Here is a 13,535-nt window from a genome sequence, read left to right on the forward strand (position 1 = left end):
ACAACTAAAATATATTGCGCTTGTATTACAACAAACATACTACAAATACATTGAAATGAATACAGGAATCACCACTTTATTACAGTAAATTGATGAACCGGAATCGACTTACATCCCATACCAAGCCTACTGTCCTTTTTGTAGACATGAACAGCTTTTTTGCTTCTTGTGAACAACAGGAAAATTATTGGTTGCGCGGTCGTCCGGTAGGCGTATGTGTTTACACCGGTCGAAATGGCTGCGTGATCTCTCCGTCTATAGAAGCAAAGCAAAAAGGCATAAAAACGGGAATGCGGCTGGATCAGGCAATTCTCCTCTGTCCAGAGTTAGTTCCCATTGAAACTCATCCTAACCGATACCGGGAATATCACAAGAAGATTATCGCCGTTCTGCGCACTTTCTCCGACGATGTTGTTCCTAAAAGTATCGATGAAGCGATTGTCGATCTGACAAATTACCAACTGGCTTATAAAGACATGGCGCAGGTGGCCAGAGTCATCAAACGGGCGATCCGGGAAAAAGTAGGTGATTATCTGCGCTGCTCAATTGGTATCGCCCCCAATGCCTTCCTCGCAAAGCTGGCATCCGATCTACAGAAGCCCGACGGCTTAACAATAATTACTCCTGATACGATTGATAACATTCTACAGAAACTGGCCTTAACGGATTTACCGGGTATTGGTCACCGCATGGCGATTCGATTAGAAGCCGGTGGCATTCACACTCCAATTGATCTACGCTATGCTTCTCCCGAGTATCTGCGGGCAGTCTGTAAAAGTATTATTGGCTGGCATTGGCATCTGCGCTTAAATTTTGGTGGTGAGGTTGATCTGGAAACCAACGAAAGCAATAAGAGTATGTCAGCGATGCGGACAATTTCGGCGGAACAGCGTAACGATGGCAAACGCCTGGACGAATTACTGCAAGCCCTTTGTCTGACACTGGAACGACGTATGGTACAGAAAGGCGTCTTTTGTCAGGATATGTCGTTTTCTTGTCGGTATCATACCGGCAAAACGTTTAACTACGAAGTTCACTTTTCAAATCCGCAACAGGATGGAATAGACTTGTACCGTGTCATAAACGAACGACTAGGCAAGTTTCAGAGCGCTCACCGTTGTGAACCCGTTTTGAACGAACACTTACATTCTATGTCCCTTGTTGTCTATCGCTTCATACCGAGTGAGCTAGTTCCGCTTGACCTTTTTACGGATAGTGCTCGCAAAAACAAATTGCGTCAAACCTTATATGATTTGAAAAGTAAATTCGGTTCTGATAAACTGCTTAGAGCCGCTGAACTCTCCGACGATCCTGTTTACCGGGATGTGATCGGCTTTGGCAACATAAAGGATTTATAGTTAGTCAGCAGGTACTACCTGTTCTTTTGGGCAAAAGAACGTAGTGCGCCCTCCTACTTCGGTCCGCTCAATGCGCGTCTTACAACGCGGACAAAATTTATGCGCTTCTACATCATCGTAGGGCGAGTCGTCCCATTCACGGACATGAATAAGAAAGCTATTGGGAAAATCACGATAAGCCGCTTCGTAACGGATAGCCGTTTCCAGAACCAGACGGATAGCTCCGTGGATTTGATCTAATTGCTTTTCGGTAAGTGTATCAGCCCGTTGACTAGGATGCACGAATGCCTGAAACAATACCTCGTCAACAATCCAGTTACCTAACCCGGCCACTACGCTTTGGTCGAGTAACACAGGTTTGATCAACGCTTTTTTTCGCTGAATACTCGCCGATAACTCGTCAACCGAAATATCCAAACCGTCTTTACCGATCTTTTTGCGCTTAATGAACGTTTCAATATTATCGATTAAACCAACACGTTCAAACTTGCGCGGGCACAAAAAACCCAGATTAAATCCCGATGCGAACTCAAATACGATTCGCGCAAAACGCGGACGATCCAGGGAAGCATGGTAATACTCCAGATCGCCTGTCATCCCGAAATGCATATGAACGATAACCTCTGGATCGTCCGTAAGCACGAACAGGTTTTTACCGATCCGTTGGGTACCGGTAAACTGTCTACCTTCAAGCTTGGCAAGCAACGTATTATAATCGGTTGTGAGCAGCTTTTTATCCTCGACCTCAATATGGCTAATAGGCTGATTTAGAGAAGACGCTTCCAAGTACTGACGTCGTATCTCAACTTCGGGAAGTTCTGGCATTTATTTTTAGGGCGTAACCCTTCGTAGAGTCATGTTGTTACGGGACTACCGCGATAACTTTCGGTGTGATGCTCATCGCGAATCGAACCAAATCGTTTATTATCCGGCTTAATTTTTTGATTACCAAGAATCCTTGACTAGACGCTCATTGGGCAATACACAAACTTTTTTGAATAAGATTCCGTTTCTGTATGCAATATGCCCGTACCGAAGGGCGTTCCGAGTTTGTGCCATAATTAAACTACGCCCAATACTGGTAGTTTATATTTTTTCTTAGCCCAACACTACATTTCTACAATGTAACAACCTCTACACAACCGCGAAAGCGGCTTTTTTGAGTCTGTGCATGTTAAACCGTTAAACCAAAAAATTGCCATGGAGAACAATCCCCCAAAGTCAAAAACAAATGGTGCCTTACTTGCGGCTCTAATAATAATGACTGGCTTGGCTGGCGTATCGAGTTATTTGTATTTTGATCAAAAGAAAGTATCTGAAAATCAAGAAGTAACTATTTCTGAACGTGTCGAAGAGCTTTCAACGACGCGTGTAAAACTAGATTCTATTTCCACTGCCTTAGACGCTAAAATTGCAGAAGTTCAAAAACTAGGTGGCGATGTTAGCGAGCTTCAAAAAGTTAAAGCGCAGTTGGAAGAAGATAAAGCATCTTTGCGTAGAGGCAACCGGGTTTCGCTGGCTAAATACGAAGCGAAGATAAAACAGTACGAAGCGTTCCTAGTCGAGAAAGATACGTTGATTGCCAATCTACAGCGTGAAAACGTTACGCTGGCCACTAACGTAAAAACGCTGGATGAAGAGAACACTGGCCTTAAAACAGACAGACAGCGTCTTACTGATTCTGTAACGACTGTGGTGGCTCAGAATCAGGATTTAAGCACGAAAGTTACTCGGGCTGCCGCTCTGAAAGCGCAAAACGTTAAAGTGTTTTCTGTTAATGCAAAAGGAAAAGTCAAAGAAGACGATGCTTACAAAGCCAAGCGTTTAGACAAGATCAAGTTAGTTTACACGCTTTTGGATAACCCTTTGACGAAAGAAGAACCTAAAGAGGTTTTCGTGCGCGTACTTGACCCAAGCGGAGCCGTTGTCTCTGATATGGCTAATGGCTCTGGCACGTTTACTGTAGATGGCAACGAAACGATTTACACGACCAAGCAAACGGTTAACTATACCAGCAACGGTCAAAACGTTGAACTGCTCTATACGCGGGGCATTCCCTACAAACCAGGTAAATATACCGTCGAACTATACTCTGAAGGTTTCCGTATTGGGGCTGGTGAGTTTGCTGTTCGCTAGGTAGTAAAGACTATTTTTTCAGGAGTAAAGCGCGACATCCAACGGTGCCGCGCTTTACTTTTTATAGCCTGCAAAGTAAACAGCATTTCCATTATCAGGCTGGATAGAGATCCGTAGTATCTTCCCCTGCTTCTCCATACCGTTGTCCGTAAATACACGATCTGTCTGGAGCGAACCGATACTTGAGTCCGCCAATCGCAGTTGAACCGCATCAGCTTCACGAGTCAAACGAACGTGTTCTATTTGTCTGACTTCTTTATCTGGATACGACTTTGTGTAAATCAGGGTTACAGCACTATCCGACTCAGCCCTTAACTCGGCTGAAGGCATTTTATTCGTAGGCACAGCAACGCAGGAAGGATCAAGAAAGTAATTAGTTCGATAATTACCCGCTACCTCGCCCGCCAACGATGAATCAGGCTGGATATCGTGCTCCTGCTGACAGGCCGTCATCGAAGTTGTAGCTCCTAACATGATGAAGTAAAGGAGTTGTTTTTTCATTGGCTAGCCTCGTTTTGATTATTAGACCCGACCGAAGCTGAATCGGTTGTAACTCCGTCAGGCTTTTTTTCATCCTCGTCTTTATCGGCTGCTTCGACCCACACTTTCATATTGTTAAGATCCATAGGGCCAAACTGAGTAGTAAAAGCAACATCTGCGGCATCGCGACCATACGCTACCGTGATTCGGTTACCACGCGGGTTCTCCTGCGTCGCGTCAAACGTAAACCATCGCCCATCAACGTACGCTTCAAACCACGCATGCAAATCCATGGGGTCCAACTGGTAGAGATAACCAACTACCATTCGAGCAGGAATATTAAGCGCCCGACACAGGGAAATGCCCAAGTGTGTGAAATCCCTACAGACACCAACGCGCTTATTAGCCGTATCAACGGCAGAGGTGCTGGCGTCGCTTGTACCGTATTGATACTTCACATTCGTATGTATCCAAAGACGAATTGCCTCGGCCTGGTCATAACCGGGCTCGCTCTCTTTTGTAATGTCTGTGGCTAGATCACCTAGTTGATCCGACTGGCAATAGCGGCTGGGAAGCGTATAGTGTAACACATCGTCCGGTAGCTCTTCAACAGGCGTGTAGGGTGCACCAGGGGCTACATCAATTTCGTTGGCTGTCTGAACGGTGGCTGAGAAATGGATGGAGAATGGGCCGGTCGGTGCTATCACGCGTTGGCAGAGGTTGCCATACATGTCCGTAAATTCGGTAACGTTCACAGCTGGTGTGATTTGATATTCTTCGCGAACAATCCATTGACCAGCTCCCGAGCGAGGGCGTAGCATAAGGATCAGAGGTGTCGGCGCTTTTGCTTCGAATGACAATTCACAACCTGCGTTGAGTTGCATAAAATCTAATTGTATAAATGGTTCGGAAAGATAATCTGCTAGTTAATTCATTTGTTCTGACTTCTGTCATAAAAATACCCCAGCCATTGCCGGCCAGGGTATTTTTTACAACTATATTCAGCTAGGACTATACCGTTGCCCGCTTTTTGCTACGAGCAAACTGCTCCCGAGATTCTGTGATTGACTCGAGTTCTTCTTTCGAACCGACGATTGCGTTTTGGTAGCGACGGATACCCGTTCCAGCAGGGATCAGGTGACCGACGATAACGTTTTCTTTCAATCCTTCGAGCATGTCACGCTTACCACGGATAGACGCTTCACTCAACACTTTGGTTGTTTCCTGGAAGGAAGCCGCCGAAATGAAGCTGTCTGTACCAAGCGACGACTGTGTAATACCCATCAGCGTTGGTTGCGAAACGGCAGCCATTGCATCACGGACGGTTACCAGTGTCAGGTCACGGCGTTTCAAACTTGAGTTCTCATCGCGTAACTGACGGCTTGTTACAATCTGGCCAGGCTTGAAGTTCGTTGAATCACCAGCATCCATAACCACTTTGGCGTCGAGAACTTTGTCGTTCTCTTCACGGAATGCCCATTTATCAACAACTTGACCTTCGAGGAAGTTGGTATCGCCCGAATCGATGATTTCAACTTTCTGCATCATCTGGCGCACGATGGCCTCGATGTGTTTATCGTTGATTTTCACCCCTTGCAGACGGTAAACTTCCTGAATTTCGTTTACCAGGTATTCCTGAACAGCCGTTGGCCCTTTAATCGCCAGAATGTCGCTTGGTGTAATAGCACCGTCCGACAGTGGAGCACCAGCCCGTACAAAGTCGTTATCCTGGACAAGGATGAACTTCGACAGTGGGACGAGATACTTTTTCTTCGTACCGTCTTTCGACTCGATGAAGATCTCGCGGTTACCACGCTTGATAGTACCGTACGTAACGACACCATCAATTTCACTCACGACAGCCGGGTTAGATGGGTTCCGGGCTTCAAATAACTCCGTCACACGTGGCAGACCACCCGTAATATCGCGTGTTTTACCAACGTTACGTGGAATCTTCGCCAGCGGTTGACCCGCTTTGATCGATTGTCCTTCTTTAACGACCAGACGTGAACCAACTGGCAGGTTGTAGCCTTTTTGAAGTTGACCGTTTCCGGTTTCATCAAGGTGCAGTAGCAGCGTACTGGTACCACTAACAACGATGGCAGGGTTCTTAGCCTTATCGCGGCTTTCGATGATCACTTTCTCCTGGAAGCCTGTCTGTTCGTCAAACTCCTCACGATAGGTAATACCATCTTCAATCGCATCAAAATTCAGCGTACCGGTTAATTCGGAGAGGATAACGGCGTTATAGGGGTCCCATGCGCAAATATCATCACCTTTCTTAACCATATCGCCATCTTTCACGCGAAGGAAAGCACCGTATGGCACGTTGTTGCTGATCAGAACCTGGTTCCGGTCTTCTGGATTCACGATCCGTACTTCGCCCGAACGACCCATAACGACCGTTTGTGCGTTTCCTTCTGCATCTTCCGATTCAACCGTACGCATTTCTTCAAACTCGATCAGACCATCGAATTTCGCTTTGATCGACGCATCAACCGCAATGTTCGACGCCGTACCACCGACGTGGAACGTACGAAGTGTCAGCTGCGTACCTGGCTCACCGATTGACTGAGAGGCAATAACACCTACAGCTTCACCAATGTCTACCATCCGGCCCGATGCCAAGTTACGACCGTAACATTTCGCACAAACGCCCTGACGAGATTCGCAGGTCAGTACCGAACGGATTTCAACCGTTTCGATGCTGGTTTCGTCAATCCGAGCCGCTACATCTTCCGTAACCAGTTCGCCAGCGCCAACGATCAGTTCTTTCGAAAGCGGATCATATATATCGTGGACCGTAGTACGACCCAAGATACGTTCAGACAGTGGCTCAACGATATCTTCGTTATCTTTCAGCGCCGATACTTGCAGACCACGGAGTGTACCGCAATCATCTTCACTGATAATAACGTCTTGTGCTACGTCGTGCAGACGACGAGTCAGGTAACCAGCATCGGCCGTTTTCAGAGCCGTATCAGCCAGACCTTTCCGTGCGCCGTGCGTTGAGATAAAGTACTCCAAGACGTCGAGACCTTCTTTGAAGTTCGACAGAATTGGGTTTTCAATGATCTCACCGACTGAGCCTTGCAGGTTTTTCTGTGGCTTAGCCATCAGACCCCGCATACCACCCAACTGACGAATCTGCTCGCGAGAACCACGGGCTCCCGAGTGCATCATCATGTAGATTGAGTTGAAACCACCCTGATCAGCTTCAAGCTGCTTCATCAGCGTCTCGGTCAGACGAGAGTTCACACGGGTCCAGATATCAATAACCTGGTTGTAACGTTCGTTCTCCGTGATCAGACCCATCAGGTAGTTATCCCAAACGCCCTGCACTTCCGCTTTTGCTTCTTCAACAAGTCCCTGTTTTGCTTCAGGAATCATGACATCGCTCAAACCGATTGACAGACCACCTCTAAACGCCATTTGGAAACCAAGTTCCTTAATTTCGTCGAGGAATTGAGCTGTCCGCGCACCGCCCGAGATCTTGAAGATAAACGCAATGATCTGTTGCAGCTTTTTCTTCGTCAGCAGTTCATTGATGTATCCTACTTCTTCCGGCACCGCTTGGTTAAACAACAACCGGCCAGCAACCGTATCAAGTACTTTGTAAACAAGCTCACCATTCTCATCCCGTACTTTCACACGGCATTTGATGTTGGCATGTTTCGAAACTTTACCTTCGTTGATAGCGATGATTACTTCCTCAGCGCCGTAGAACGTCATGCCTTCACCCGCAATCGGGTATTCTGGCGTGTTCTTACGACCCTTCGTTACGTAATACAAGCCAAGTACCATGTCTTGCGACGGTACAGTGATTGGTGCTCCGTTGGCAGGGTTCAGGATGTTATGCGACGCCAGCATCAATAAAGATGCTTCGAGAATAGCTTCCTGACCAAGTGGTACGTGCACAGCCATCTGGTCACCGTCAAAGTCAGCGTTGAACGCTGTACAAACGAGTGGGTGCAACTGGATAGCTTTACCTTCAATCAGCTTTGGCTGGAACGCCTGAATACCCAAACGGTGCAGCGTTGGAGCCCGGTTCAGCAGTACAGGGTGTCCTTTCAATACGTTTTCCAGAATGTCCCAGATAACAGGATCTTTCCGGTCAACGATTTTCTTCGCTGATTTAACCGTTTTAACGATACCCCGCTCAATTAGCTTCCGGATAACGAACGGCTTGAATAGCTCAGCCGCCATGTCTTTTGGCAGACCGCATTCGTGCAGTTTCAATTCAGGACCAACAACGATAACCGAACGACCAGAGTAGTCAACCCGTTTACCAAGCAGGTTCTGACGGAAACGGCCTTGCTTACCCTTCAGCATGTCAGACAGCGATTTCAGGGCGCGGTTACCTTCCGAACGAACAGCGTTTACTTTCCGTGAGTTGTCGAACAGCGAATCGACCGCTTCCTGCAACATCCGTTTTTCATTCCGTAGAATTACTTCCGGTGCTTTGATCTCGATCAGACGCTTCAGACGGTTGTTCCGAATGATTACCCGACGGTATAGATCATTCAGGTCAGACGTTGCGAATCGGCCACCGTCCAGAGGGACAAGCGGACGAAGTTCGGGTGGAATAACCGGCACCATTTTGATAACCATCCACTCAGGACGGTTTTCGATACGGCCATTTGCCTCCCGGAACGCTTCTACCACTTTCAACCGCTTCAACGCTTCTGCTTTACGCTGTTGCGATGTATCGGTTGCCGCCGAGTGACGCAGTGAATACGACAGTTCGTCAAGGTCTACGCGCGACAACAGCATTTCTAACGCTTCCGCCCCCATCTTAGCGATGAATTTGTTCGGGTCTTTGTCGTCGAGGTGCTGGTTTGTGCTCGGCAGTTTATCGATGATATCCAGATACTCGTCTTCGGTCAGGAAGTCGAGCTGGTTGATACCGTCTTCAGCTTTAACGCCAGGCTGAACGACTACGTAACGTTCGTAGTAGATAACCTGATCAAGTTTTTTGGTCGAAAGACCTAACAGGTAACCAATTTTATTAGGCAAGCTGCGGAAATACCAGATATGCGCAACAGGAACAACCAGTTCGATGTGCCCCATACGCTCCCGGCGAACCTTTTTCTCGGTTACTTCCACACCACAGCGGTCACAGATAATGCCTTTATAGCGAATCCGTTTGTATTTACCGCAGTGACATTCCCAGTCCTTAACTGGCCCGAAAATACGCTCGCAGAACAAGCCGCCCATTTCGGGTTTGTAAGTACGGTAATTGATCGTCTCCGGCTGTGTCACCTCGCCGTAGGAACTCTCCAAAATAGACTCTGGCGATGCCAAGCTGATTGTTACGCTGGCAAAGTCGCTGTTGAGTTTTTTGTTCTTTTTGAACGACATTGGTTGGAGATTATAGGTTAAAATTTGTCACTGCTAATTACTTGATAGTCATTGACCGTCATTCCTTGTGTAAACACGGTGAACAACAATCAATGACTACAAATGATCGAATGACTATTCTAATGTTATTTCAAGTGCTAGACCACGCAACTCGTGAACAAGTACGTTGAACGACTCAGGAATATTTGGCTTCGGCAGGTTCTCACCTTTCACGATAGCCTCATATGCCTTCGCACGACCTACAACGTCATCGGATTTAACAGTCAGGATCTCCTGGAGAATGTTTGACGCACCGAATGCTTCAAGTGCCCAAACCTCCATCTCACCAAACCGCTGACCACCGAACTGCGCTTTACCACCCAGCGGCTGCTGTGTAATGAGCGAGTAAGGTCCAATCGAACGAGCGTGCATCTTATCGTCCACCAAGTGGCCGAGTTTGAGCATGTAGATAATACCGACGGTAACAGGCTGATCGAAACGCTCACCCGTCAGACCGTTGTACAAGTACGTCCGTCCGAATGATGGCAAACCGGCAGCGTCCAACTCATCGGCAACCTGCTGTTCGGTAGCTCCGTCAAAAATTGGCGTCGCATATTTCCGATCCAGTTTCTGACCAGCCCACGCCAATACAGTTTCGTAGATCTGACCAAGGTTCATCCGAGAAGGTACACCAAGTGGGTTCAGAACGATATCCACTTTCGTACCATCTTCAAGGAACGGCATGTCTTCGTCACGTACAATCCGGGCAACAACCCCTTTGTTACCGTGGCGACCAGCCATTTTATCACCCACTTTCAGCTTACGCTTCTTGGCGATGTACACTTTGGCCAGTTTCACAATACCAGCTGGTAGTTCGTCACCCACTTCGAGCGTAAACCGCTCACGCTTAAAACGTCCCGTGATTTCGCTCCGACGGTTGTTGTAGTTTTTCACTATCTGAACAACCATCTGGTTTAGCTTATCGTCTTCCGTCCAACCGTCCAGGTTAAGATCAACCAGGATATTGGCTTCTTCCGGTACAGCGTAGCCACTCTCGTCACGATATGGGTTCTTGTCAGGGAATAAATTATCCGTAATGTTTTTACGGTTGAACTTTACGCCTTTGCTGACAATCTCATCGCCAAACTTGTGTTTCACGCCGGCACTGGTTTTTCCGTCCAGCAGCGTCACCAATTTTTCGATCATACGAGCGCGGAAGTCGTTTAGCTCACGGCCATACTTCTTCATCAGCGCTTTTACTTCATCCTTATGCTTGCCACGATCCTCTTTAGCCGGACGAGCAAACAGTTTGGTGTCAATAACAACGCCTTTCAATGATGGTGGTGCTTTCTTGGAAGCATCCTTCACATCACCGGCTTTATCACCGAAGATTGCACGAAGAAGTTTTTCTTCCGGTGTTGGATCGCTTTCTCCTTTTGGCGTAATCTTACCAATCAGGATATCGCCTTCCTTCACTTCGGTACCAACCCGCACAATACCGTTCTCATCGAGATTACGAACTGTTTCTTCGCTTACGTTAGGAATTTCAGAAGTAAGTTCTTCTTCACCACGTTTCGTATCGCGCACTTCCAGTTCAAACTCTTCAATGTGGATCGAGGTGAAGATATCCTCCCGAACAACGCGCTCAGAAATTACGATAGCATCCTCAAAGTTGTAACCTTGCCAAGGCATGAAGGCAACCTTCATATTCCGGCCAAGCGCCAACTCACCAGCCTGCGTCGCGTAACCTTCACACAGCACATCACCTTTTTTAACTTTTTGTCCTTTTAGAACAGTCGGTTTGATGTTGATGCACGTATCCTGGTTTGTACGACGGAACTTAATCAAGTTGTACGTTTTGCGATCTTCGTCGAACGTAACGGCAAGTTGGTCTTCGTCAAGTTCGTATCGAACAACGATTTTCGTCGAATCAACGAACTCAATGACACCATCGGCTTCGGCAATAACTAGTGTCCGAGAATCAACAGCTACACGACCTTCCAGACCTGTACCCACAATTGGAGCTTCAGGGCGAAGGAGAGGCACAGCCTGACGTTGCATGTTCGATCCCATCAGGGCACGGTTAGCATCGTCGTGTTCAAGGAACGGAATCATGGAAGCAGCGACCGACACAATTTGGTTCGGTGCAATGTCCATAAACGTTACGTTCGAAGGTTCAGCCATTGGGAAGTCTCCTTCGAAGCGTGCTTTCAGACGATCAACCTGGAAGTTACCCCGATCATCGATACCGGCGTTAGCCTGCGCGATGTAATGCGAGTCTTCTTCTTCTGCCGTCAGATACATTACGGGTTTATCAATCGACACTTTACCGTTTTCAATAACACGGTATGGTGTCTCGATGAAGCCCATGCTGTTAATCTTAGCGTAAACGCATAGAGACGAGATCAGACCGATGTTCGGACCTTCCGGCGTTTCGATGGTACACAGACGACCGTAGTGCGTATAGTGTACGTCACGAACTTCGAAACCTGCCCGTTCGCGAGACAGACCACCGGGTCCAAGAGCTGACATACGACGCTTGTGCGTTACTTCAGCCAGTGGGTTCGTTTGGTCCATGAACTGCGACAGCTGGTTGGTACCGAAGAACGAGTTAATCACCGACGACAAAGTACGAGCGTTAATCAGGTCAACCGGTTTAAAATCCTCGTTGTCCCGAACGTTCATCCGTTCTTTGATCGTCCGCGCCATCCGCGCCAGACCAACACCGAATTGGGCATATAGCTGCTCACCTACCGTACGAACACGGCGGTTACTCAGGTGGTCAATATCATCAACAACTGCTTTTGAGTTGATCAGACCAATCAGGTATTTCACGATAGAAACAATATCTTCCGTGGTTAAGACCTTCATGTCCGATGAAATATCCAGACCAAGCTTTTTATTGATCCGGTAACGGCCTACATCGCCCAAATCATAACGCTTATCCGAGAAGAACAAACTTTGAATGATCTCACGAGCGGTTTGTTCGTCCGGTGCATCAGCGTTCCGAAGCTGCCGATAGATTTGCTCAACAGCCTCTTTCTCGGAGTTTGAGCTATCTTTCTGCAGCGTATTATAAATAATATTGTAGTCGGCCATGTTCATGTCTTCCTTATGCAGAATGACTGATTTCTGACCTGACTCAGTGATTACGTCGATATCATCCGCCGAAATAGCCGAGTCCCGCTCAAGCAAGACTTCGTTACGACTGATTGACACAACCTCACCCGTATCTTCATCCACAAAGTCTTCTGTCCAGGTACGTAATACCCGAGCAGCTAACCGGCGACCAATCGCCTTTTTTAAGTTTGCTGGCGTTGCTGGAACTTCTTCCGACAAGCCAAACAAATCGAGAATATCTTTATCCGAGCCAAAGCCAATAGCACGTAACAACGTCGTAACCGGGAATTTCTTTTTCCGGTCAATGTACGCATACATAACGTTGTTAACATCCGTTGAAAATTCGATCCAAGAACCCTTGAAAGGAATAATACGAGCCGAATAAAGTTTGGTACCGTTCGTATGCTTGCTCATCGAGAAGAACACGCCCGGCGAGCGGTGTAATTGCGAAACAATTACCCGTTCAGCTCCGTTGATGACGAAAGAACCTTTTTCGGTCATGTACGGAATATTTCCTAGGAATACCTCTTGCTCGATCGTCTCAAAATCCTCGTTATCAGGATCATTGTTCGATAGGCGCAGTTTGGCTTTTAAAGGAACTGAGTAAGTCAAGCCCCGGTCAATAGACTCATCAACAGAGTATTTGGGGGGATCAACAGAGTAATCTATGAACTCCAGCTTGAAATTCTCGCGAGAGTCCGAGATAGGGAAGTTTTCCTGAAAAACTTTAAACAAACCTTCTTCCGAACGCTGGTTGGAAGGCGTATCAAGTTGGAAAAAATCTTTAAAAGATTTTACTTGAATATCCAGAAAGTCTGGATACCCAATCACTGGCTGAATCGTCGCAAAATTTTTGCGTGTACTGATTTTCGCGTTTGTCGCCAAGATTGTGCTTCGTTTAGTTGCGTAACCGATTCTCTATGAGTGCGTTGCGAGGACTTGCTACAGCACTCGAACTAAGCGGCTATTCAGACCCCAGGCGTCACCCAACCCAAGGGGTGTGAATAGACAACGTAAGGCAATAAAAATAAGTTTGTCTTATGCAAGCATATAGACAAAAAAGTCTCCAAACAGGAAAAGACCAGACGTTGGTCTGGCCTC

At 47.1% G+C, this 13,535-nt stretch carries 7 protein-coding genes; 2 read left to right on the forward strand and 5 right to left on the reverse strand.

The window, feature by feature from the left end:
- Positions 1–146 precede the first annotated feature (146 nt).
- Positions 147–1,358: a DNA polymerase Y family protein gene (locus M0L20_RS08170; protein WP_248476433.1), complete on the forward strand. Its 1,212-nt coding sequence runs from the start codon at positions 147–149 to the stop codon at positions 1,356–1,358.
- Here M0L20_RS08170 and M0L20_RS08175 read toward each other — a convergent pair whose 3' ends face one another.
- Complete coding sequence (locus tag M0L20_RS08175) at positions 1,359–2,183, reverse strand: Fpg/Nei family DNA glycosylase (RefSeq protein ID WP_248476434.1); 825 nt, start codon at positions 2,181–2,183, stop codon at positions 1,359–1,361.
- 375 nt (positions 2,184–2,558) lie between these two features.
- On the opposite strand from M0L20_RS08175, the gene M0L20_RS08180 reads away from it, so the two are divergent.
- Entirely contained in the window at positions 2,559–3,494 is a 936-nt protein-coding gene (locus tag M0L20_RS08180) for a DUF8428 domain-containing protein (RefSeq protein ID WP_232560319.1), read from the forward strand.
- A 54-nt stretch (positions 3,495–3,548) separates the two neighbouring features.
- On the opposite strand, the gene M0L20_RS08185 is transcribed toward M0L20_RS08180, so the two are convergent.
- The 4 genes from M0L20_RS08185 to rpoB form a co-directional block, all read right to left on the reverse strand.
- Positions 3,549–3,995, reverse strand: a complete 447-nt coding sequence (locus M0L20_RS08185) for a hypothetical protein (RefSeq protein ID WP_248476435.1) — start codon at positions 3,993–3,995, stop codon at positions 3,549–3,551.
- Entirely contained in the window at positions 3,992–4,858 is an 867-nt protein-coding gene (locus tag M0L20_RS08190; RefSeq protein WP_248476436.1) for a transglutaminase domain-containing protein, read from the reverse strand. Before M0L20_RS08190 ends, M0L20_RS08185 begins: the two co-directional genes overlap by 4 nt.
- Before the next feature lie 127 nt (positions 4,859–4,985).
- Positions 4,986–9,335: a DNA-directed RNA polymerase subunit beta' gene (rpoC, locus tag M0L20_RS08195; protein ID WP_232560322.1), complete on the reverse strand. Its 4,350-nt coding sequence runs from the start codon at positions 9,333–9,335 to the stop codon at positions 4,986–4,988.
- Positions 9,336–9,449: 114 nt separating this feature from the next.
- A complete protein-coding gene (gene rpoB / locus M0L20_RS08200) occupies positions 9,450–13,319 on the reverse strand; it encodes a DNA-directed RNA polymerase subunit beta (protein ID WP_248476437.1) in 3,870 nt (1,289 codons plus the stop codon).
- Between the last annotated feature and the right edge of the window lie 216 nt (positions 13,320–13,535).

Source organism: Spirosoma liriopis, from assembly GCF_023196085.1.
In the GTDB taxonomy this organism is placed as follows: domain Bacteria; phylum Bacteroidota; class Bacteroidia; order Cytophagales; family Spirosomataceae; genus Spirosoma; species Spirosoma oryzicola.

Coding starts and splice junctions, on each gene's coding strand:
- M0L20_RS08170 (WP_248476433.1), top strand. CDS start 147: ATGAACAGCTTTTTTGCTTCTTGTGAACAACAGGAAAATTATTGGTTG.
- M0L20_RS08175 (WP_248476434.1), bottom strand. CDS start 2,183: ATGCCAGAACTTCCCGAAGTTGAGATACGACGTCAGTACTTGGAAGCG.
- M0L20_RS08180 (WP_232560319.1), top strand. CDS start 2,559: ATGGAGAACAATCCCCCAAAGTCAAAAACAAATGGTGCCTTACTTGCG.
- M0L20_RS08185 (WP_248476435.1), bottom strand. CDS start 3,995: ATGAAAAAACAACTCCTTTACTTCATCATGTTAGGAGCTACAACTTCG.
- M0L20_RS08190 (WP_248476436.1), bottom strand. CDS start 4,858: ATGCAACTCAACGCAGGTTGTGAATTGTCATTCGAAGCAAAAGCGCCG.
- rpoC (WP_232560322.1), bottom strand. CDS start 9,335: ATGTCGTTCAAAAAGAACAAAAAACTCAACAGCGACTTTGCCAGCGTA.